This is a genomic window from Gordonia sp. i37 (assembly GCF_002043085.1).
GTDB lineage: Bacteria > Actinomycetota > Actinomycetes > Mycobacteriales > Mycobacteriaceae > Gordonia > Gordonia polyisoprenivorans.
Genome location: NZ_MVPX01000492.1, coordinates 1 through 20,479, shown reverse-complemented (window position 1 = coordinate 20,479; position 20,479 = coordinate 1). Strand labels below are relative to the sequence as shown.

The following is a 20,479-nucleotide window of genomic DNA, read 5'->3' as shown; positions in this document are numbered from 1 at the left end:
CCGTGGATGTTGCGCCACAGAGCATTCCGCTCCCAACGCGTGAGGACCGACATGTCGCCCATGAGTGCGTCGTAGGCGGGGTTGGCGATCAGCAGATTCCACGCGGCGTCGTACACCACGACCGGTGTGCCGGCGAGGCGGTCGAGCATCCGCGCGACACTTGGTGCGATCCGGGTGCGGATGAGCCCGACGCCGGGCGCGGTATAGCCGGCGAGCAGGAACAGCCGTTCGCGGTCCGCGTCGGGAAGACGCAACGCGCGCGTCAACGATTCGACGACCTGCGGAGAAGGGGAGGTCGCCCGGCCCTGCTCGAGCCGAGTCAGATAGTCGACCGAGATACCGGCGGTCATGGAGAGTTCTTCGCGACGCAGACCCGGAGCGCGCCGCCGCCCACCGCCCGGGAGGCCGACCGCTTCTGGTGAGAGGCGCTCCCGATGACGCCGGACGGTCTTGCCGAACTCCTCGTTCTTCACCACACGCACCACTTCAGTCTGCTCCCGCAGTTCGCGCGGTGTCCTGGTACTGCGAGTCCTACGACAACCAGACGACTGCCTGGCAACTCGCCGACGCGCGAGGATCGATGTATGACAACCGCAGTGATCACCGGGGCCAACAAGGGCCTCGGCAAGGAAACCGCACGCCTCCTCGTGCACCGAGGCCACCGGGTGTACCTCGGTGCACGAGACGAGGGTCGCGGGCGAGCAGCAGCGCAGGAGGTCGGGGCGCAGTTCGTCCAGCTCGACGTCACCGACGACGCGTCGGTGGCCTCCGCATTCGAGACGATCGCGGCCGAGGGCGGACTCGATGTGCTCGTCAACAACGCCGGCATCGCCAAACGAGCCGGTGGCGCCACCGAGGCGATGGACGGTCCGAGCGTTCTCGAGGTCTTCGACACCAACGCCGTGGGCATCGTCCGCGTCACCGAAGCCGCGCTGCCGCTGCTCCAGCAGTCCGAGAATCCTGTGGTGGTGAACGTGTCCAGCGCTCTCGGCTCGTTCTGGGCGACCCACGAACCGTCGCGGCCCGCGTCGCACTTCGTGTCCATCGTGTACGGCTCCAGCAAAGCGGCGGTGTCGATGCTCACCGTCCAATACGCCAAGGCCTATCCCGACATCAAGATCAACGCGGTCGAACCCGGGATCACCGCAACCGAACTCGGTGGCGGCGAGCCCGGCAGCCATCCCGGGCGCGCACCCGAGATCAGCGCCCGGACAGTCGCCCGGCTCGCCTCACTCGGGCCCGACGGACCGACTTGCACGTTCTGGGAGGACGACGCTGCGCTGCAGTGGTGAGCATTCCGCGCAACGCTCACCAACCAGAACGGTGTCTGATTCGCTCGCGCTGCGACCTCGGTGACCTGGGCGTACGCTCCCGATATGAGCAAGTTGAGTCCGGTGGTGTCGGCGTTGGGCGCCGCACAGTGGCAGCGTTGTCTCGAGCCGCACCTCCTCGAAGGGGAGACGATCACCGCGTTCGTCGCCGTGCACCGACTCAAACCGACCGTCGAGGGCGTGGCGATCACGAACGCCCGGATTCTCGGATTCAACTCGGCCGCGGCGTCCGGTCGCGGAGTCATCACCATGCAGGTGGCCGCCGACGACATCGTCGGCGCCGAATTCATCGGTGCACGGCTGGTGCCCACGCTGACACTGCGCACCGTCGACGGGCCGCGGGTGTTCGGGCAATTCCATCGGGACGAGACGGAGTTCCTCACCTACTTCGTCGAGTCGCTGCACTCCGCCGGGGTGGGTGCGGATGTGGCGCCCGCGCTGACCCGGTGGCGACGGCAGCGCACCGAAGCCGCCGAGCGAACCCGACGGCGACGCGCGCAACGACGGCGGGTGACGGTGTACGGCGAACCGATGACCGAGGCGCAGTGGGAGGCCGTCGACGAGCACGCGGGCGACGGTGACTACCCGTGGATGGTCCTCAACGCGGGGCGGCACGGATTGCTGGCTGCCTTCGACGACCGCGTCGAAATCCGCAAGACCGGCTGGGAGTCCGGGTCGGCTGCCGGAGTGCATGTCGAGGTGCTCGCGCTGGCCGACATCACCGGCATCGAATATCGGTGTGGCGCTTTGACCGGCTGTCTCGAATTCTCGACAACCGATCATCCCGCGTCGGGCACCGGCGATTTCTGGCCGTGCTCGGTGCAGGATTCCGAGCATCTCTCCGCGTTGCGCCCCAACGTCATTCGGGTACCCAAACCGTACTATCTGGGTGCTCGGGCGGCGATCGAGGCGTTGCGTGAGCGGGTCGGCATGGGGCTCTCGGCCTGAGTGACGCCGTGACGGCACCGCCGCGGGGGAGGCGGCACCGTCACGACTCGCCAGGGTCACTCACGACCCGAAGGCATCACCGGTCGAATCGTTGAAATTCGTCCGCATGTCGTTGAATGGATTGCGCGGTCCGTAGAGCCGCGCGGTGGCGCTCGTGACCCCGCCGGGGCAGGTGATCTTCAACGTCGCATTCTGGGTGACCTTGATGATCCCGCCACTACCGGTCGGAGGGATGTTCGGGACCGATTCCACCTGCGTACCTTCGGTGACAGTGGCTGAGCATCCGGTGCGGCCGTGGGTGTTCCACGTGGCCTGAGCCGAGTCGGTGCCGATCAGCAGGATATGCGCTTCGGGGGGATCGGCGGCTGCGGCGGTGGCGGCGGGCGCGATTGCGGCGGCGACGCCGGTCACGACCGCGGCGATACCGATGAGGTGTTTCTTGTTCATGGCGGGGGCCTTTCGGGCTGGGTTCTCTGGCGGCCGGTCCGGGGCGGGCCGGTAGGACGAACTGTGCGCCGAACAACCGGCGACGTAACGAGTAGTGCGGCACGCGGATCGGGTGAAGCGGACTACTCGCCCCGCGCCATCCGCGCAGGAAGAACTCAAATCGGGCAGAGACTTGCCCCAGGGGGATGGTCGGCGGCAGAGTGCTTCGGGTGACGAAGAATGTGGCCGTGCGACTGTGGCTCTCGATCCTCTTGTCGGCGCTCGTCGGGTTCGGCGTGATGCCGGCGCCGACGGCATCTGCTGCGCCCCCGGCCACCAACGGTTACACGGTGACATTGGATCGCAATCCCGGGCTCGGTGGCGTGATCCTGTTGGCACCCGCCGACCTGCTGAACAACCCCGCCGTACCGCGAGCGATCGGGGCCATCGTTCCCCATGATCCGGTGACGCTTCAGGTCCGCGCCCGCAACGGTGCGCTGCTGCATCAGCGGGTCATCCCGCAAGGTCAGGAGGCCGGCAACTTCCAGATCCAGACCTACCGTGACCAACGTGTGTACACGTGGTGGCAGGGCGCCAACGGTGCCGGTCACGGCGACGGGACGTACTTCATCGCCGACCGCGACTTCCAAGTGCTGCACCAACTCCGGACGCCGGTCCGCACCTCCGGTGACCTGCACGAGTTCCGCATCCTGCCCGACGGACGCCGCGCCGCGGTGACCAGCTACGCGCGCACCACCGCCGTGGTCAACGGAGCACGGGTCCCCGTCGTCGACTCACACTTCTACATCATCGACATCGACAGCGGCAGAACCGAATTCTCTTGGGACGCACTGTCACACGTGCCGGTGACCGCAACAACCACGCCGCTGCCGCTGCCGGGCCAGGGACTCGACTACTTCCACATCAACAGCATCTTCCCCGACGGGAAGGGCAACTACCTGGTGTCCTCACGGAACACCTCGGCGCTGTACCTCGTCGACGGAACCACCGGCGCCGTGCGTGCGGTGATCGGCGGCAATCGGTCCACCTTGCGGGTCGCCGACAACGCGACGTTCCGCAATCAGCACGACGCGGAGCTGTTGCCCGACGGCACGATTCGGCTCTTCGACAACAACTCCAGCCTTCCCGGCACCGGTGGCCCGTCGTCGATCCTCACCATCCGGCCTGACTGGAAGAAGGGCACCGTCAGCTTGGTGTCGCGATGGACTCATCCCGACCACCTCACCGCCTGGGCGATGGGTAACGCCGAAACCCTGTCCGGCGGTTCGGTGTTCGGCGGGTGGGGCACCACCGGGCACGTGTCGTCCTTCGACCGGACCGGGCACCTCATCTACGACGCGACGCTGTCGGGGATGATCACCACCTACCGCGCGTTCTGGTATCCCCAGGGGTTGTAGCAGGTCAGGGTCGCGTATCGCGCAAACCCCCGAGCGCATACACGACGTCCACGGCCGCATCGACCAGTCGGTCCGGTTCGACGTCGATGTGGCCATCGGTGTACTCCAGGTACAACGAGATCAGGGCGCCCGAGAGCGCCGTGGATCTGATCATCCAGTCCGCTTCGTCGCCGCCGGTGGCCTCGGCGACCTCCGGATGACCCTGTGCGAGAAGCTGAATGACGGCTCGGGTGAAGATGGGGATACGAGTGGCGCTGTGCGAGCGGAGCATGTCGTCGGCCAAGGGCTCGCGTAACAGGATGCGGGCGCGGCGGGGATCCTCTTCGAAGAAGTCGCGGATGATCTCGAACGACGAACGCACCGCATCGCGCAGGTCACCGGAACTGCTCACGCTCTGAAGGCGTTGCAGGAGTTGGTCTTCGACCCGATCGTGAACGGCGAACAGTAGTTCTTCACGGGAGGCGAAGCTCTCGTAGAAGTAGCGAGGGCTCAGCTGCGCTGCGCGGACCACCGCGCGCATCGTCACGGCCACGGCGCCCCCATCGCCCAACAGGGCTCCGGCCGCCGAGAGGAGTGACTCCCGGCGGCTCGACGACCGGTCTTGTGGACTCTGGCCACCCCACACCTTGGACGTGTTCATGACCGCAATACTGCACCACACCTCGATGAGCCGGACCGAGTCGGCCCACAATTGACATCACTCGATATCAGATGAATCATGTGATTCACGTTTGGTCGGGCTCAGGTGCTCGATCGATCCGACGGTGTCCAGGAGGTCGCCATGTACGACGAACGAGAGTTCCAGAGATCCCTCGCCCAACCGCGTCTCTCGCGTCCGGTACCCGAGTACCTCGATTCGAACCGGGCAGTGCCGATCAGGGCCATTCCCGAAGCCGAGCTGATGGCGAGCACCCGGGAATGGTTCGACGCATTCGGTACGAAGCTCGACTACCTGAGCAACGTCCACGACAAGGATCTGGCATGGGCCATGACCTGGGCGAAGAAGTACTGGTGGAGCTTCCTTGTGCGGGACATGACCATCAACGACGAGCTGTACACCCAGGACATCCGGTACACCGACGTCAGCACCTTCGGCCGGACCATCGTCGGCATCGACGAGTTCGTCAAGTACAACTTCGCGTTCTTCGATGCCATCCCGGACTGGCGGTACGACCCCCTTCCCGACCAGGTGTACATCGACGTCACTCCCGAGGGCACCGTGCGGACGGTCATCCGCTACATGGGCAGCGGTCACTGGACCGGTCCGCTCCGGCTCCACCCGTACGACGAATCCGCTCCGACCATCTACGGGAACGGACGATTCATCCAGGCCCCCGCGGTCGATCGATACCACTTCAACGCCGACGGCCTCATGGAAGAGGGCGAGACCCTCTACGACTTTCTCGATGGCGTGCAGCGGGCGAGCATCTTTCCGCGTGACGACAGCTGGCAGTTCCGCGCCCTCATGGGCCTGTCCAAGGTGCCCGCGGTCACCCGAGGTCTCCGACAGAAACTCGCCCGACGATGACCGACCGCCGCCCCAAAGCGACCGACGAACCCGACCATCAGATCGTCCTCATCGGAGCAGGTTTCGCCGGGATCGCGCTGGCGGCTTCGTTGCGCGAGGCCGGGCTGCACGACTTCCTGATACTCGAACGCGCCGAAAAACTCGGCGGAACATGGCGGGACAACGTGTATCCGGGGTGTGCGTGCGATGTGCCGTCACACCTGTACAGCTATTCCTTTGCGCCGAACCCCGACTGGTCGAGGACCTACGGCACGCAACCGGAGATTCTCGAGTATCTGCAGACGGTTGCCGACCGCCATGGGGTGCTCGACCACATTGGCTACGACACGGAGCTTCTCCGGGCCGACTGGGACGACACGGGCTCCTTGTGGCGTCTCACCACCTCCCGGGGACCGATGACCGCCCGGCTCCTGATCACCTGCGCCGGTGTCTATGGTGAGGCGCGATACCCCGCGATACCCGGACGGGAACGATTCGCCGGCAAGGCTTTTCATTCGCTGCATTGGCCCATCGACTTCGACCCATCCGGGCAGCGGGTGGCTGTCATCGGTACCGGAGCCTCGGCCGTCCAATTCATCCCGGAGCTGCAACCGCACGTCGAGCACCTGGTGGTGTTCCAACGATCGGCCCCGTGGATCGTGCCACGGATGGACCGCACCACCAGCGCCGTCGAGAGATCACTCCTGCGCCGCGTCCCGGCCCTGCGCCGACTGCTCCGCGCGATCTACTACTTGGCGATCGAGAGCTTCGGGCTCGTCGGCTTCGTCGACGAGCGGTTCCGGTACCCCTTCGAGCTGCTCGGACGGTTCCAGTTGCGCCGACAGGTGCGTGATCGCGAACTCCGGAAGACGCTGACCCCCGACTACATCATCGGGTGCAAACGGGCGATCTTCTCCGACGACTATCTTCCGGCGCTCACCCGAGACAACGTCGACGTCGTCACCGCCGGCATCGCCGAGATCACCGACAGCTCGGTGATCACACGCGACGGACAAGAACACCCGGTCGACGCCATCGTGTACGGAACGGGATTCGAGGTCCCGCCGGCGGTGTACGAGCGAATTCACGGCCTCGACGGACGCACCTACGCCGACGACTATCGGGAAAGTCCGCGCAGCTATCTGGGTACCGCTACCGCCGGATACCCGAACCTGTTCACCACTCTCGGTGCTTTCGGCGCGGTCGGCAATCAATCGGCGATCTACATGATCGAGGCCCAATGCCGCTACATCGTCGACGCGCTCGGTCAGTTACGGGACCGCAGCGTCGTGCGGGTCGAGGTCCGCGCAAGTGCACAGGACGAGTTCGTCGACGAGATGACCCGGCGCAGTGAGCACACGGTGTGGCTGACCGGTGGGTGCGACACGAGCTACTACCACACCGCCGACGGCCGCAATGCCGGTCTGTATCCGGGATGGAGTTTCGAATATGCCCGTCGGACAAAGCACTTCGACGACGCAGCGTTCACCGTCGAACGTTGCCGACCCACCACGGAGCGTGTCTCGTGAATCGCCTCGACCCGGCAGGCAAGGTCGTCGTCGTCACCGGCGGCGCACAGGGTATCGGCCGAGCAGTAGCCGCGCGGATGGTGCGTCTCGGGGCGCGGGTCGCGCTCGTCGACCGCGACGCCGACGAGGTGCATGCGGCCGCGGAAGATCTGGGCCCGAACGCGGTGGCCTATGCGGCAGACGTCCGGGACCGAGAATGCATGCGGCGGGTGATGTGTTCGGTGACACAGCATTTCGGGTCGATCGACGTGATCGTCGCGAATGCGGGGGTCAGTCCGACTCCGGCTACCGTCCGCACGCTCGACGATGACGAGTTCGATCGGGTGATCGGTGTCAACATCACCGGCGTGTACAACACCGTCCGGCCGGCGCTCGATCAGATCGTCGCCGGCGGCGGCCACGTGGTCATCGTGTCGTCGGGGGCCTCGTTCGCGCCCGGAGCAGGTGGATCGCCGTACATGGTCAGCAAGGCCGCGGTCAGCCAGCTCGGCCGTGCTCTCCGCCTCGAGCTCGCTGTCCACGGAGCCTCCGCAGGTGTCGTCTACTTCGGGATAGTTGACACCGACATGACACACGACATGCTCGATTCCGACGAGTTGGGACGTCAGATCGGCGGACTGCTGCCGTGGCCGTTGAGTCGACGGATCTCAGCTGACGACGCGGCACGGGTCATCGTCGGCAACGTCGTGCACCGGCACGGCGAATCGTTCGCGCCGGCCGGATGGCGAGCGCTCAAATGGGTTCACGGAGCAGCCAACCCGCTCCTGGATCGATATCTCGTGCGCTCGGCCACCATGCACCGGCTGCTGGCCGAAGTCGACCGCGGAGCCGATAAGCCCGGGTATCACACCTCGTGAGGATCGAGCAGTCCCTCGACCGCCTCGACCACCCGCCCGGCACCGTCCTCACGGCTGATCTCGAGACCGAGTTGTGCTGCGGCGTCGCGGTATCGAGACTTCTCCAGTGCCTCGCCGATGGCCGCCGCAAGCCGGTCGGCGTCGAGGCGTGGCCGCGGCAGCGTTGCGGCACTTGCGCCGAGCTGCTGCAAATGTCGGGCCCAGAACGGCTGGTCGCCGCCGGGTGAGGGGATCCCGACGGACGGGATGCCTGCCCGTAGGGTTGCGGCCACGGTGCCCGCACCACACGAGTGCACCGCCAGCGACACCCGTGGGAACAACCACTCGTGCGGCACCGGGCCGACGCTGAATATGCGTTCGTCGTCGAAAGATTCGAGGTCGGTGCCGCCGCTCTGCACCACCGCCCGGACGCCCGCGGTGGTGACTGCTCGGTGCACGAGCGCGGACAGATCTGCCGCCTCGTCCGGGGGGAGCATGAGGCTGCCGAACCCGACATAGACCGGCGGGGGACCGGATTCCAGGAAGGTGCGGAGATCGTTGTCCGGCACCCACTCCGAGGATCGACGGGGCCACCAGTATCCGGTGATCTCCAGCCCGGGCCGCCAGTCGGCGGGGCGGGGTAGAACATTCGGCGAATAACCGTGCAGCATAGGCCATTGCGCTGCCGTCCGAGCGTTGCGCAGAGATCGAGCGGACCTTCGTGGCAGCCCGAGGTCGGTGCGCAGGTCGGCCAGAACCCCTCGGTAGATCCGGTCGAACCAGCGCCCGGCCGACCGCCCGACAGCGCGGTTCACGAACTTTCCGGCGGAGAAGGTGCCCAGCAGCGACGGCGGGTAGGAGCCCGTCGCGGACAGCGGCTGCAGGCGCAGGCCGACACTCGGAATACCCCGTGCTTCCGCGAGCGGATGGCCGGCGAGTTCGGCGAACGGCGTGAGGAGCACGATGTCGGCGGGCACGTCGTCGACGGCGGCCAGGAGATTACGGCCGAGCTGACGCATCCCGGCCGGCTTCACCATCTGCATGGCCAGTTGTCGTGGGTCCGTCGAGTCCGGATCGATCGCCGAATCGATCTGGAAATCAACAGGCTTGGCGTCGAGGCCGCAGGCTCGTACCTCGTCGGCGAGTTCGGTGTTGGTGGTGAGGACGACGTGGTGGCCGGCGTCGCGCAACCGGCATCCGATGTCGGTCAGCGGCATGATGTCGCCGCGGGATCCGTATGCGGCGATGAGGATGTCGGCCATGGGTGGCTCCGTTCGGTGGAGGTCGTTCGATGGATGTGGGAGGCCTACCCGGGGTCGGGTGCACAGGCACGGATGAATGCCTCGATCAGATCGGTGCCGTAGCCGGTGAGGTCGAAGTCGGGTTGGGCGGTGACGCGCAGAAGCGCCGAGCCGATCGCGCCACGTACCGCCGTGGCCATCGAATCGACTGACACGCTGCGGAATTCGCCGGTGTCGACGCCGAGTCGGAAGATCACCTCGAGGTCGACCGCGGCGAGCCCGTCGCGGTGCTCGGCGTCGATGGCGACGCCGGCGAGCCGTGCGCCATCGCGTCCACGAAAGCCCTGTGAGATCTCCATGATCGCGATCTGATGTGCGCGGTGGGTCTGCATGTATCGCAGGTGGGTGCGGATGTGCGCGGCCAATTTTCCGGTCGCCGACGCTTCGGCGCCGACCGCGGGGACCATCGCCTCCAACAGGGTTCGGTAGCACTCCGACACCACGGCCGCGACCAACTCGTCCTTGTTGCCGAAGTGGTAGAGGACCACGCTCATCGCGACACCGCCACGCTCGGCGATCTTGCGGACCGAAGCCTGGGCGAACCCCAGTTCGGCGATCGCGTCGATCGCGCAGCCGACGAGTTGCCGACGTCGAGCGCGCTCGGTGAAGGTATCACCGTCCGTAGATCGCATGATCTAACTATAGATCAACTGATCTACGCGCGGAACACTTCGACGCTCGGTACCTGCGGCCCACGTTCAGCAGCCGCCTGCGCCAACGCGTCTCGAAACGCACGAACGGCCGGATGGCCGGACCGGCCCGTGCGGACCGCGGTGAACAGACTCCGTTCCGGATCGCCGGGTAGGGCGTAGAGCCGCAGTCGCGGGTCGTCGCCGGCGATCAACGCGGGTACGAAGGCGAGCGCGTGACCGTTGGCCACGAACCTCGAATGCAGCAGGGTGTCGGGGCCGTCGAACCGCACGCGCGGCTCGAAGCCGGCCGAACGGCACACGGCGCGTGCCCATTCGCCGCTGTCGGTCCCCGCGGGTTCGAGTGCCCACGGGAGTTCGGCGAGTTCGGCAAGTCCGGACGGCTCCACCGCCAGCGGTCCCTGTGCCGGGACGGCGAGCAGGAGCCGATCGTGGATGAGGTCGGCGCGATCGGTGCCCGGCCGGACCGGTGAGGGCCGCCCCGGGAACTGTTCGCCGAGGATGAGATCGAAGGCATGCGAGAGCAATCCCCGATATGCACCCTCGACCTCGCGCAGCGTCAACTCCACCTGCAACGCGGGATGGCTGCGTTCGAGCAGCGTCAGCACCCGCGGGACGATCTCGGCCACCACCGATTGGAACGACGACACGCGCAGCACGCCATGCACCGATGGCTGGGCCTGCGCGAGGTCGACCTCGGCGCGTTCGAGTTCGGCGAGGATCACCTCGGCGTGCGCGACGAGTGTCAGCGCCTGATCGGTGAGCCGGACGCCTCGCCCTACCCGCTCGAGCAGAACCACGCCCGCCTCGCGCTCGAGTAGCGACAGCTGTTGGGAGATGGCCGACGGGGTGTACGACAACGCCTCGGCGACCTGGGCGAGCGTGCCACGCAGGTGTAGCTCCCGCAGGATGCGCAGGCGGCTGACGTTGAGCATCACCACCTCCAGGATCGTTCAGTTCTGCTAATGATAGTTCAGTAGAAACATTCGCTGGATTGATCAGCTCCGACGCATGATCCTGGTAGTCATGCCGGTGCTGATGATCTTGGGTTCGTGCGTCTCGCTGCAGTTCGGCGCGGCGCTGGCCGTCGGGATCGCATTCCCCGCGCTCGGTGCCGCCGGGGTCACCACGCTGCGACTGGGACTCGCCGCGGTCCTCCTGCTGATGATGGCCCGGCCGCGGGCATGGCGTTGGAACGCCCGGCAGTGGCGATCGGTCGTGGCGTTCGGGGTCGCGCTGGCCGGGATGAACGGCACCTTCTACGAGGCCATCGCCCGGCTGCCCCTCGGCGTGGCGGTCTCCATCGAATTCCTGGGCCCATTGATCCTCGCCGCGGTGCTGTCACGACGACGCACCGACCTGGTGTGGGTCGGCCTGGCGCTGGCCGCAATGGTGCTGCTGGGGGTTGAGAGCATGACCGATGCCGCGAACCTCGATCCTCTCGGCGTCCTGTTCGCATTGATCGCCGGCGCGTTCTGGGCCCTCTACATTCTCACCAGTGCACGTGTGGGGCAACGAGTTCCGGGCTCCGGCGGATTGGCGATGGCACTGGCCGTCGCGACGGTATGCGTCCTGCCGTTCGGCATGGGAGGCCTGACGACCGGACACATCGACACCACCGTCGCGCTCGCCGCGCTCGGCACGGCACTGCTGTCGTCGGTCATTCCGTACACCCTCGAACTCGGGGCGCTACGCCGCCTACCGCGGCACGTGTTCGGAGTGCTGCTCAGCCTCGAACCGATCGTCGCCACCATCGCCGGCTGGGTGCTGCTCGGACAGGCGGCCGGTGCCCTGCGGCTGACGGCGATCGTCCTGGTGATCATCGCCAGCATCGGCACCACGGTGGGCGACAAGCGCGCACGCATTACTCCCGACGATCAGCCCGATACCGATCCACTCGAGGCCCCCGAGTCGTTGACCGAGCACGACCACGCCGATCAGTGCGGCCCACACCGGGTTGACGCTCGTCAGCGTCCCGAACAGATGCGCGGGAATCCACCGCAGCGCAGTCAGGTCCGTCACGTACGGCACGATCGACGACAACACGCCGCACAGTCCCGCGAGAACCAGCGCGGAGACGGTGGGCCGGTGGGTGATCAGCCAGCCGATCGCAATGGGCACCCACACGCCCGCGGCGACGAGGCCGGCCAGGGCGCTGCCCTGGACTCCGGGCACGAGACGGCCCACCGAGCGATTGAGCAGGATGTAACACGCCCATGAGAGCGCGGCGATCAGCGCGAACCCGATCCCGACATAGTCGGTCGTCGGGCCGGGACGGGTCAGTGTCACCACGCCGAGTGCCGCGGTCAGTGCACACCCGACCGACACCGTGCCGCGTGCTCCGCACACCGCGATGGTGAGCGGCCCGAGGAATTCCAGCGTCACCGCCAGCCCGAGTCCGATACGGTCGACCGCCGAATACAGGCCGAGATTCATCACCCCGAACACCACGGCCAGACCGATGATCGGCAGCCATTGTCGGCGGGTCAGCCCGCGGACCCGCGGACGGATCGTTGCCATGAGGGCAACGGCGGTGACGATCTGCCGCACGGCGACCACCCCGACCGGGGTCAGCGTCGGAAAGGCCATGGCGCCCAGGGCGGCTCCGGTCTGATTGGATGCTGCGCTGCCCAGGACGAGTCCGATGCCGCGCGTCTGACGAGACATGTGCATGCCTTGACGGTATGGGGAGCCGGTTCCGATGACCAGTGCATATGTTGGAGTAGGTATACGCTTCGGTCATGGAGTGGGACCTGCGTGAACTTCGTTTCTTCGTCACCGCTGCCGATGCCGGATCGTTCACCGAGGCGGCTGAGCGCCTGTACGTCTCACAGGCCGCGGTCTCGCGAACCATCGCCTCCCTCGAACGTTCGGTGGGTGAGACGCTGTTGCGCAGGATTCCCCGCGGATGCGAACTCACCAGCACCGGCCGACAGGTGCTGCCGCACGCCCGTCGAGTACTCGCCGAGGCGCAACGATTCACCCAGTTCCTCGACAACCGCCATGCCGTTCTCCGGCTCGGATACGCCTGGGCCGCACTCGGAAAACACACGACGACGTTGCAACGCGAGTGGGCGCGCCACCACGAGAACACCGAACTCGAACTCGTGCGGCACAATTCGGCGACCGGCGGACTCGCCGAAGGGCTCTGCGACGTGGCCATCGTCCGGGTTCCCCTCGACGAGAAGCGGTTCGGATCGGCGATCGTCGGCCTCGAACGGCGGCTGGTGGCCTTCGCCACCGACGACCCGCGGTGGGCTCGCCGACGCAGTCTGACGATGGCCGAGGTGGCCACCCGACCGGTACTCGTCGACACCCGGTCGGGCACCACCCACCGCGAACTGTGGGCCGGCACGGCTCACTCGCCCGAGGTCGTCGAGATCCACGACGTCGAGGGCTGGCTCGACGCCATCGCCGCCGGTCGCGGCGTCGGCACCACGGCCGAATCCACGGCTCATCACCACGCGCGCGGTGACATCACCTACCGCCCAGTCAAAGACGGCCCACGGATCGCGGTCCGGCTGGCGTGGTGGCTCGATCACGAGCCGGCAGCGCTCGGTGACCTGATCACCGCGACGACACGGCTCTATTCGACGTGATCGAGCCGCGCCATCACATCCGCGCGAAACGCGCCATCACGAAGCAGTAGACTCCGTAGGCCGCCAACCCGAGACCGGCCAGGACGAGCAGGACCTGGCCGGCCGGCCATCCCGCGACCGTCTTGACCGCGCCGTCGATGCCGGTGGCCTTGGCCGGATCGGCCGTCGCCGCCGCGATGATCACCAGCACGCCGGCGCCGGCGAGCACAAGTCCCTTGGCCGCATAACCGACGACGCCGGTCACCGTGAGCGCCGGGTTGTCGTCGATGGTGAGGTCGTCAAGGAACGACTTCGTGACGCCCTTGTAGATGTGATAGATACCGACGCCGATGATGACGAGTCCGACGATGATCAGAAGTCCTTTGCCGGCAACCGATTCCATCAGCCTGGCGCTCATCCCGGCGTTCTGGCTGCCACTGGACTGTCCATGGCCTGACGCGAATTGCGCTGCTGACCAAGCAAATCCGAGATAGACCACGGCCAGGGATGCGGCCTTGGCGCGATCGAGCCAGCCGTCGTCCTCACCGGGCTTCGGGTTGGCCGGATGCGGTCCGATGATCGTTTCGGCGATGCGCCACAACGCCATCGCGACGAAGGCGACGACCGCAGCCCACAACGCCATTCGCCCACCCGTCGACGACGCGAACAAACCCAACGCACCGGACTGATCGGCGTTTCCCGGATCGCCGAAGGCAAGTCGAACGACGATGTAGGCGATCAACAGATGCAACAACCCGCTCACCACGTGACCGGCGCGGGCCAGGGCCTCGAACTCGCCGCGCCCGGTCGCCTGCCGTACCGCGTCGGCCGGATTCTTGTCGATCATCTGCTGACTCCGTATACGTCGGGGTGCGGGAGGTCTAGGGTGGAAGGTGCTTGCAGCAGCGCCGAGCAGTCCTCATCCGCGTCATCTCGAGAGGCTTCTCATGATCATCCTCGGCGCCATCTGTCTCATCCTCGGACTCATCTTCGGTATCCCGATCCTATGGACCATCGGCATCATCCTGGTGGTGATCGGCCTGATCCTCGCAATCCTCGGTGCCACCGGCCGCGCGGTGGGCGGACGCGCGCACTACTTCTGACCGACCCCCCGAGTCACGACACCTTGCTGAAGGGATCGTGTTCGGCGATCAACTTGTCCACCCTCGCCTCGTCGAGTCGTGCCCGCACCGACGTCTGCTCCTGCCGGTCGCGCACCACCTTGGCGAGGGTGAACGTACTGGATGTGAGGAACAGCAAGGTGATTGCGAGAAAGCCGCGCTGCCAGGCGTCGATCGGCAGATAGAAGACGCCGACGACGGCGGTCGCGAGGCTGACGCCGAAGGCGATCGCGGCCTGCAGGAAGAATGCTGCGGTGGTGGGGTTCTGGGGAATCTCTGAGGTTGCCATGCCGACAACAATCGCAAGCGATCTCGGCAGCGCCATGAGTAGAATCACGCGACCCGCCTGGGTGATACAGCCAGGTTGCTGTCTACGTGCCCGGGTGCCACAGCTCCTCGAGCGCCACCGGATGGCCGAGAACATTGCCCGCCGCCCGATGCCCCGACATCAGCGCTGCGGTCACTGTCGCCGGGTCGTCGGTCCATGTGGCCTCCCCGGCGATGTGGAGCACGCCGTCGCCGACCGGGGTGGCGAGCACGTCGTGGTCGGCGGTCGTCGAGCCGACGGTCATATACGCATACGAGCCCCGCGCGAACGGATCGTCGCGCCATCGGGTGACATCGACACGGACCGGCTCGCTCACCTCGTCGCGGTAGATCTCGCGCAGTGCGTCGAGCACCGAATCGGCGATCCGGCGATCGGACCAGCCGCGAATCGCCCGAGCGCAGTCGGCGGCGGCAAAGGTCAGCAGCGTGGGGGTGCCGTGCAATGCGGACAGGTCGTAGAACGAATGCCACCAGCGCCCGGCCGGCCCCTGCCGCCGGACCGCGTACACGCCGTCATCCCAGAATCGGTGCTCGAAGCGTAGGAAGATCTTCTCGAAATCGTTCATCTCCAGCCGGTCGAGCGCACCGGCGAGTGGTTCGGGCAGCGGTGGATCGACGGTCAGATCACCCGACTTCAGCACCCCCACCGGCACGGTCAACACGACGTGATCGGCGGCGAACTCCCCGGCATCGGATGCCACGACGACACCCTCCGCCGACCACCGGACCCGCGTCACGATGTGGCCCAACCGCACGTCGAGCCCCTGCGCCAGCGCCGACGCCAGTCGGTCGTAGCCGTCGGGAAAGACCACCTCGTCGCCGAGGGTCTCGTCGTCGTCGAGACCGTGGGCATCGAGCTCGCCACTCTCCACGCCGTACTGCTCCTCGGTGCGGTGCGCCAAGAACTCCCGCACCCGCTCGGCGCGGCCGGGCGTCCAGTCGAGCCCGGCCAAGGTGTCCTCCACGGCGTCGCGGTAGGAGCGCCCCGGACCGGCCGAGCCGATGGCGTCCGACAGCAGCGCGTCGACGGTCTGTATGTCCTCGACGAATGCAGCGACCTGTGCGTCGCTCAGCCGGGAACCGTCGGGGCCGTAGTAGGCGGTCGGCCGACTCAGTGGCTGATAACTGCCCACGGTGAACTCGACGGTCCGCATACCGAGCGCGCGGGCGGCGTCGAACAACGGGGCGTCGTCGATGCCGTGAATCCACGAGGCACCCCGATCGGTGACATATCCGTCGGAGCGGTCGGTGTGGGTGCGGCCACCGATCCGGTCGCGGGCCTCCAGCACGACGACGCTGTGGCCGTACCTGTGCAACAACCTGGCGGTGGTCAACCCGGCGACGCCGGCTCCGACGACGACGGTGTGTGGCGACGGTCGTGACATCTGACAGACGTTATCGTCCGGTGTGGGGCGTCGTGGCACAATCACACGTGCCGGGCCGTCGGGGGACGCGGAGGAGAGGTTGTGGACGACGAGAACGCGCTCACGGACGCGGCGCGAGAACTCGCAGCACGACTCCTGGCCTCTGATCCGAACCGGCTCCGCCACGTGACCCGCGTGGCCGCGCAGGCCACCCGGTATGCCCAAACCGTTGATCCGCGACGGCGCGATGCGTTGATCGCAGCCGCCTGGCTCCACGACATCGGCTACGTTCCGGCTCTGCGAGACACCGGCTTTCATCCCGTCGACGGCGCACGGTATCTCCGCGCGCGGGGTTGGCCCGAAGAGGTGTGCGCTCTCGTCGCCCACCATTCCGGCGCGCGCTACATCGCGGCCGAACGCGGCATCGACGAAGCACTGAGCGACTTCACCTTCGTCGAGGACGAGGTGACCGACGCGCTGACGCTGGCCGACCAGACCTCCAGCCCGACCGGCCACGCCGTGATGGACGTCGAGGACCGGATGCGCGACATGCTGGACCGGCACGGCCCGGGCTCGCCGCATCATCGCGCCCACCCGCATCGCGCACCGTACTTTCGCGCCGTACGCGAACGTGTGACGAGGCGGCTCGACGCCGGTGGTGCAGGGGCGCCGAATCCGGTTTAGCGACGGGGCTTTCGGTCGAGGGCGGACGTCGGTACCGTCATTCCCGCCGCGGTGAGCTCGGCCTCCGAGACGAGGGGGCCGGCGAGGATCTCGCGGAGTACGTGATCCATGTCGTCGTGGAGCGCGATGAGGGCGGCGATGGCGCACAGCACCTCGGTCAGCTCGTCCGACCACTGCTCGGGCCAGGTGGGATCGTGGACTTCGTCCAATGGTGAGGACACCTTGCCGACAGGACGGGCCAGCCGGTACTTCAGCCAGGACGACACCACGCCGACGCCGCCGACGCGGTAGTCGAGGATCGCCGGCGGCACGTGCTTCCACCGTCCCGAACCGACGACCAGAGTCTGGGCGAGCGCGTCGTGGGAGAACGTCGTCGGACGCAGGTCACCCACCGGCACAGTCTGTTCCGGCAGTTGCGGACCTGTCACGGTCATCTCGAGGACGCCGTCGGGGGAGAAGGTCATCAGCTCGACCACCCGCCGGCCGAGCTCCACGGCGGAGTCCCACAACGCGCAGTTCCCTGTGATCGGGATGCGGACGCCCGGGGTCGCCAACTCGTCGTCGAAGTGCGCGACGAATCCGGGATGCGCAGTGAGAGCCGTCAGGTAGAAGACGAGATCCTCGGCGCGGGCGGACGCTCCGACGAGGATGCGCAACGCGTGGTCGAGACCGGGCGCCACATTGGGCGTGCCGTCGGGATGCAGACGCGGCAACGTACGGCCACCGCGATTGTTGAAGGCGTTGATGTCGGGCAGGAGCGCGCTGAAGTACAAGGCGGGTCCGGCACCGGGGCGGATCGAGTGTTGCTCGACGACGAAGATCTGGCCGGGACGGCGTGCCGCCCACAGGTCCGGACGTGCGCGGTCGAGCAGCCGGTTGTCGGCGATCAACCACTGACGATCGAAGGCACGGAACGTGATTCGTTCCACCGGTACCGGATGTCCGCGGTGGTCGGTTGAGGCGGTCGCGTCGAGTGGCGGCGCGGTGTCGAGGGGAACACCCGGCAACGGCCGCACCCCGCGCCTGTCCGGGCTGCGGCTGTCGGTGGTCTTGAACAGCACCGACCGACGGTCGGCGTCGTGCTCGTCGAGGAGGGCGCGCAGTCGTCTGTTGAGTGTCGTCGCCGACGGCGCGCTCACCCAATTGCGGTTGGGGGTCACGCCGGTGGACAGCCACGGCATGAGCGTGGCCACCTCGGGAAAGCCGTCCCACCCGCTCGCGGCGGCCGGTGTGAACGGCGAATGCCATTGTGTGCGCGCCGGTCTCCACCGGGGATCGTCGAAGGTCAGGGTGTCGAGGTCGGCGAGTTTCTCGGCGCTGGTGCCGTGCAGGTCTAGATAGTGGATGTGGGCCGGGATGTCGTCGTCGGCATCCGTGGTGCGGGCTAAGATCCCGATGCACACCGGTGTCTCGATGGCGAACACCGCGTTGCGGGGCGGTGGCTTCTTACCCTCCGGACTGAGGTTGATGATCCACCCGTGAGAGGCTCTGCGGCGCAGGTACTCTCGCATCCCCCGAAAGCCGGGGCCGGTGAGGTAGCCGGTGGCGGTGACGAAACAGATGAGTCCCGGACTCGGTCGATCGGAGCGTGCTTGTTCGGTGCGCGGTCGTTCGACGTGCGGGGCGTCGAACGCCCACCAACTCGCCCAGCGCCAGAAGTGGATGTAGGAGTTGGACAGCGCGAACTCGGTACTGCCGTTGGCCTGCAGCCGGAATGCGTCGAGCGGCGGACGGCCGGTGGCCGGATCGGTTCCGTTCTCGATCCACCCGCCCAGCCCGCGTGCACGCTCTCGATAGGGCGGATTGCCGATCACGACCCGGACGGACGGTTGCTCGGCTCGTTCGTCGGCGAGGGCGAGCCAGCGGTCCGGGTCGGCGAGAGTGTTGGCGCGGAACAGGTTCGGGCCCTGTGCATGAGCCCGGATGCGGAACTCGGCGACGGTGAACGGGCCGGAGTGCAGTTCCGCGCCGTGAAGTCGCCCCGCGTTGGCGGCGCCGATCAGGCGCAGGATCGCAAGTGGGAACGTGCCGGTCCCCATTGCGGGGTCGACGATCTGCACCGCATCGTCACCGAGCCCGGCGGGGGCGTCGAAGTGGGTTCTCAGCAGCTGGTCGGTGAGCCGGACCATGGTGTTCGCCAACGGGACCGGCGTGTAGTAGGTGCCGGATGACCGTCGGAGCGTGGGCGCGTCGACGCGTAGGAACTGCTCGTAGAGATGGACGTGGAGGTCGGGGTCGGCGGCGGTGAGCGCCGCCCAGTCGATCGCACGCAGCGCTCTCAGGATCGGTGTGATCGTCGCGGCGAGCAACGGGTCGGCGGAATCGTCGGTGGAGTAATGGTGGCCGCCCTCGGCGACCGCGAGAACCAGTCCGAACACCACGGTTCGGGCGTACTCGTCGGGATGCACCCCGTCGCGCTCTGCGCACTCGCGCAGAGCCGCCGACTCCCGCAAGACGCGCGTGAGGCCGACAAGGGTCGCGACGAGCGTCTGCGGCCGCTGCACCGGCGTCAGAAGTCTTGTCGCTCAGACACGTTCGAGAACGACAACCGGAATGACGCGAGAGGTCTTGGCCTGGTAGGCATCGTAGTCGGGCCACACCTCGACCATCGTCGCCCACATCTGCGGCTTCTCCTCGTCGGTGGCGACCCGAGCGCGCACGGCGAAGCGCTCGTCCTTGATCTGCACCTGCGCGTCGGGGTTGGCCTCCAGGTTCCGGAACCACGCCGGCGGTGCGTCGGTGCCGCCCTTGGACGCGACGACGAGGTGGGCGTTCTCGCCCCAGGGACGGAAGATCAGCGCATGTCGGCGTTCCTCGCCCGACTTGTTACCCGTGGTGAACAGGATGAGAATCTCTGTGCCATTCCAGTGATAGCCCTGCTCACCTCCGGTCCTCAGGTACTCCTCGACGTGCGGGTCACCATGGAGATCATCGACGGAACTCATGGTTCCACCATGCCAGGAGATCGCCCGGCCAGAAAGGGCCGCGGCGGTGCGGCCCTCGTACACTGGGGAAGTTCACCCGCACGATCTGTGCGGGGCGCGAATCCACTCTCGACGAAAGAGCCTCATCATGGACGCAACCCTCACCCCCGAGGCAGAGGGCGCGGTCGCCGACATCGCCGCACGGTACGGCCTCTCTCGCGACGCGGTGCTCGCGATGTTGTACGCGGTCAACAGCGGCGGCGGCACCATGGCGCAGTTCTCCATCCCCGAACTCGGCGGGTCGGGTCAGTGGATGCGCGGCGGCATGACGATGGTCGGCAACATGTTCGACAACGCACTCAAAGCCCGCGTCGACTCGCTGTGCAGCGAGCTCTCCCAACTTCTCGCCACCACGATCGTGTTCCCACCGGCACCCACCAACAATTCGTTCGGCGGCTCGTTCGGCGCAGGCTTCGGCACCGCCAACAACTGGTGGCCCGCCGATCTCGGGGTCCCAAGCTCCAGCGGCGGGGAG

General features: G+C 67.0%; 21 protein-coding genes and 2 pseudogenes. 11 read left to right on the top strand and 12 right to left on the bottom strand.

Translation table 11 applies throughout. The annotated features are described in order from the left end of the window. Positions 1–482: helix-turn-helix domain-containing protein (locus B1964_RS23955; RefSeq protein WP_253194156.1), on the bottom strand; the 482-nt coding region annotated here is incomplete at its 3' end. A 102-nt stretch (positions 483–584) separates the two neighbouring features. Here B1964_RS23955 and B1964_RS23950 point away from each other — a divergent pair. Beyond that, complete coding sequence (locus tag B1964_RS23950) at positions 585–1,292, top strand: SDR family NAD(P)-dependent oxidoreductase (RefSeq protein ID WP_172398950.1); 708 nt, start codon at positions 585–587, stop codon at positions 1,290–1,292. Positions 1,293–1,376: 84 nt separating this feature from the next. Then, positions 1,377–2,279, top strand: coding sequence for a hypothetical protein (locus B1964_RS23945; RefSeq protein ID WP_020173066.1), 903 nt, complete (start codon positions 1,377–1,379; stop codon positions 2,277–2,279). 60 nt (positions 2,280–2,339) lie between these two features. Here the strand turns inward: B1964_RS23945 and B1964_RS23940 are convergent, their stop codons facing one another. Continuing rightward, positions 2,340–2,726 (bottom strand): hypothetical protein, encoded by a 387-nt coding sequence (locus B1964_RS23940; protein WP_079931554.1) that lies wholly within the window; start codon positions 2,724–2,726, stop codon positions 2,340–2,342. Between the two features lie 209 nt (positions 2,727–2,935). On the opposite strand from B1964_RS23940, the gene B1964_RS23935 reads away from it, so the two are divergent. Next, complete coding sequence (locus tag B1964_RS23935) at positions 2,936–4,123, top strand: arylsulfotransferase family protein (RefSeq protein WP_253194155.1); 1,188 nt, start codon at positions 2,936–2,938, stop codon at positions 4,121–4,123. 4 nt (positions 4,124–4,127) lie between these two features. On the opposite strand, the gene B1964_RS23930 is transcribed toward B1964_RS23935, so the two are convergent. Continuing rightward, the gene (locus B1964_RS23930) at positions 4,128–4,763 is read right to left on the bottom strand and encodes a TetR/AcrR family transcriptional regulator (RefSeq protein WP_253194154.1); all 636 of its coding nucleotides are present in this window, start codon (positions 4,761–4,763) and stop codon (positions 4,128–4,130) included. Between the two features lie 141 nt (positions 4,764–4,904). On the opposite strand from B1964_RS23930, the gene B1964_RS23925 reads away from it, so the two are divergent. From B1964_RS23925 to B1964_RS23915, 3 genes are read left to right on the top strand one after another with little or no spacing between them, the layout of a single operon-like run. Continuing rightward, the gene (locus B1964_RS23925) at positions 4,905–5,651 is read left to right on the top strand and encodes a hypothetical protein (RefSeq protein WP_079931557.1); all 747 of its coding nucleotides are present in this window, start codon (positions 4,905–4,907) and stop codon (positions 5,649–5,651) included. Beyond that, positions 5,648–7,159, top strand: coding sequence for an NAD(P)/FAD-dependent oxidoreductase (locus tag B1964_RS23920; RefSeq protein WP_079931551.1), 1,512 nt, complete (start codon positions 5,648–5,650; stop codon positions 7,157–7,159). The genes B1964_RS23925 and B1964_RS23920 overlap by 4 nt, the downstream gene beginning before the upstream one ends. Next, positions 7,156–8,016 (top strand): short-chain dehydrogenase/reductase, encoded by an 861-nt coding sequence (locus tag B1964_RS23915; RefSeq protein WP_079931550.1) that lies wholly within the window; start codon positions 7,156–7,158, stop codon positions 8,014–8,016. Before B1964_RS23920 ends, B1964_RS23915 begins: the two co-directional genes overlap by 4 nt. Here B1964_RS23915 and B1964_RS23910 read toward each other — a convergent pair. From B1964_RS23910 to B1964_RS23900, 3 genes are read right to left on the bottom strand one after another with little or no spacing between them, the layout of a single operon-like run. After that, positions 8,004–9,257: a glycosyltransferase gene (locus tag B1964_RS23910; protein ID WP_079931549.1), complete on the bottom strand. Its 1,254-nt coding sequence runs from the start codon at positions 9,255–9,257 to the stop codon at positions 8,004–8,006. The two genes, B1964_RS23915 and B1964_RS23910, sit on opposite strands and share 13 nt — an antisense overlap. Positions 9,258–9,301: 44 nt before the next feature. Further along, positions 9,302–9,928, bottom strand: a complete 627-nt coding sequence (locus tag B1964_RS23905; protein ID WP_079931548.1) for a TetR/AcrR family transcriptional regulator — start codon at positions 9,926–9,928, stop codon at positions 9,302–9,304. A gap of 23 nt (positions 9,929–9,951) precedes the next feature. Continuing rightward, positions 9,952–10,881 carry a LysR substrate-binding domain-containing protein gene (locus B1964_RS23900; protein ID WP_043457378.1) on the bottom strand — a complete coding sequence of 310 codons (930 nt, stop codon included), beginning with the start codon at positions 10,879–10,881 and terminating at the stop codon, positions 9,952–9,954. A 76-nt stretch (positions 10,882–10,957) separates the two neighbouring features. On the opposite strand from B1964_RS23900, the pseudogene B1964_RS31595 reads away from it, so the two are divergent. Continuing rightward, positions 10,958–11,725: pseudogene (locus B1964_RS31595) on the top strand (EamA family transporter); the annotation flags it as partial. On the opposite strand, the gene B1964_RS31215 reads toward B1964_RS31595, so the two are convergent. Further along, on the bottom strand, positions 11,645–12,382 hold the full coding sequence (locus B1964_RS31215) for an EamA family transporter (RefSeq protein WP_253194157.1): 738 nt from the start codon (positions 12,380–12,382) through the stop codon (positions 11,645–11,647). The pseudogene B1964_RS31595 and the gene B1964_RS31215 overlap by 81 nt on opposite strands. A 305-nt stretch (positions 12,383–12,687) precedes the next feature. Between B1964_RS31215 and B1964_RS23890 the strand changes: the two genes are divergently transcribed. Then, positions 12,688–13,545, top strand: a complete 858-nt coding sequence (locus B1964_RS23890; protein WP_079931546.1) for a LysR family transcriptional regulator — start codon at positions 12,688–12,690, stop codon at positions 13,543–13,545. 13 nt (positions 13,546–13,558) lie between these two features. On the opposite strand, the gene B1964_RS23885 is transcribed toward B1964_RS23890, so the two are convergent. After that, the gene (locus B1964_RS23885; RefSeq protein ID WP_079931545.1) at positions 13,559–14,371 is read right to left on the bottom strand and encodes a DUF1206 domain-containing protein; all 813 of its coding nucleotides are present in this window, start codon (positions 14,369–14,371) and stop codon (positions 13,559–13,561) included. Between the two features lie 100 nt (positions 14,372–14,471). Here B1964_RS23885 and B1964_RS30115 point away from each other — a divergent pair, with 100 nt between their 5' ends. After that, the gene (locus B1964_RS30115; protein ID WP_006368790.1) at positions 14,472–14,627 is read left to right on the top strand and encodes a DUF6131 family protein; all 156 of its coding nucleotides are present in this window, start codon (positions 14,472–14,474) and stop codon (positions 14,625–14,627) included. Between the two features lie 13 nt (positions 14,628–14,640). Here B1964_RS30115 and B1964_RS23880 read toward each other — a convergent pair whose 3' ends face one another. Both B1964_RS23880 and B1964_RS23875 read right to left on the bottom strand, forming a co-directional pair. Continuing rightward, positions 14,641–14,934: a YiaA/YiaB family inner membrane protein gene (locus tag B1964_RS23880; protein ID WP_035727355.1), complete on the bottom strand. Its 294-nt coding sequence runs from the start codon at positions 14,932–14,934 to the stop codon at positions 14,641–14,643. Between the two features lie 82 nt (positions 14,935–15,016). Continuing rightward, positions 15,017–16,357: an NAD(P)/FAD-dependent oxidoreductase gene (locus B1964_RS23875; protein ID WP_253194153.1), complete on the bottom strand. Its 1,341-nt coding sequence runs from the start codon at positions 16,355–16,357 to the stop codon at positions 15,017–15,019. Positions 16,358–16,438: 81 nt separating this feature from the next. On the opposite strand from B1964_RS23875, the gene B1964_RS23870 reads away from it, so the two are divergent. Further along, complete coding sequence (locus B1964_RS23870; RefSeq protein ID WP_079931556.1) at positions 16,439–17,020, top strand: HD domain-containing protein; 582 nt, start codon at positions 16,439–16,441, stop codon at positions 17,018–17,020. Here the strand turns inward: B1964_RS23870 and B1964_RS23865 are convergent. Further along, positions 17,017–19,524, bottom strand: a complete 2,508-nt coding sequence (locus B1964_RS23865) for a type ISP restriction/modification enzyme (RefSeq protein WP_079931544.1) — start codon at positions 19,522–19,524, stop codon at positions 17,017–17,019. The genes B1964_RS23870 and B1964_RS23865 overlap by 4 nt on opposite strands. Positions 19,525–19,545: 21 nt before the next feature. Further along, on the bottom strand, positions 19,546–19,965 hold the full coding sequence (locus B1964_RS23860) for a nitroreductase family deazaflavin-dependent oxidoreductase (RefSeq protein ID WP_079931543.1): 420 nt from the start codon (positions 19,963–19,965) through the stop codon (positions 19,546–19,548). Between the two features lie 127 nt (positions 19,966–20,092). Here B1964_RS23860 and B1964_RS23855 point away from each other — a divergent pair. Beyond that, positions 20,093–20,479, top strand: a pseudogene (locus B1964_RS23855) (SHOCT domain-containing protein); the annotation flags it as partial.

Excerpts from the sequence above, each read along its gene's own strand:
- B1964_RS23930 (WP_253194154.1), bottom strand. The coding sequence starts at position 4,763 with ATGAACACGTCCAAGGTGTGGGGTGGCCAGAGTCCACAAGACCGGTCG.
- B1964_RS23920 (WP_079931551.1), top strand. The coding sequence starts at position 5,648 with ATGACCGACCGCCGCCCCAAAGCGACCGACGAACCCGACCATCAGATC.
- B1964_RS23910 (WP_079931549.1), bottom strand. The coding sequence starts at position 9,257 with ATGGCCGACATCCTCATCGCCGCATACGGATCCCGCGGCGACATCATG.
- B1964_RS30115 (WP_006368790.1), top strand. The coding sequence starts at position 14,472 with ATGATCATCCTCGGCGCCATCTGTCTCATCCTCGGACTCATCTTCGGT.
- B1964_RS23900 (WP_043457378.1), bottom strand. The coding sequence starts at position 10,881 with ATGCTCAACGTCAGCCGCCTGCGCATCCTGCGGGAGCTACACCTGCGT.
- B1964_RS23905 (WP_079931548.1), bottom strand. The coding sequence starts at position 9,928 with ATGCGATCTACGGACGGTGATACCTTCACCGAGCGCGCTCGACGTCGG.
- B1964_RS31215 (WP_253194157.1), bottom strand. The coding sequence starts at position 12,382 with ATGAATCTCGGCCTGTATTCGGCGGTCGACCGTATCGGACTCGGGCTG.
- B1964_RS23885 (WP_079931545.1), bottom strand. The coding sequence starts at position 14,371 with ATGATCGACAAGAATCCGGCCGACGCGGTACGGCAGGCGACCGGGCGC.
- B1964_RS23860 (WP_079931543.1), bottom strand. The coding sequence starts at position 19,965 with ATGAGTTCCGTCGATGATCTCCATGGTGACCCGCACGTCGAGGAGTAC.
- B1964_RS23925 (WP_079931557.1), top strand. The coding sequence starts at position 4,905 with ATGTACGACGAACGAGAGTTCCAGAGATCCCTCGCCCAACCGCGTCTC.
- B1964_RS23880 (WP_035727355.1), bottom strand. The coding sequence starts at position 14,934 with ATGGCAACCTCAGAGATTCCCCAGAACCCCACCACCGCAGCATTCTTC.
- B1964_RS23890 (WP_079931546.1), top strand. The coding sequence starts at position 12,688 with ATGGAGTGGGACCTGCGTGAACTTCGTTTCTTCGTCACCGCTGCCGAT.
- B1964_RS23940 (WP_079931554.1), bottom strand. The coding sequence starts at position 2,726 with ATGAACAAGAAACACCTCATCGGTATCGCCGCGGTCGTGACCGGCGTC.
- B1964_RS23950 (WP_172398950.1), top strand. The coding sequence starts at position 585 with ATGACAACCGCAGTGATCACCGGGGCCAACAAGGGCCTCGGCAAGGAA.
- B1964_RS23875 (WP_253194153.1), bottom strand. The coding sequence starts at position 16,357 with ATGTCACGACCGTCGCCACACACCGTCGTCGTCGGAGCCGGCGTCGCC.
- B1964_RS23945 (WP_020173066.1), top strand. The coding sequence starts at position 1,377 with ATGAGCAAGTTGAGTCCGGTGGTGTCGGCGTTGGGCGCCGCACAGTGG.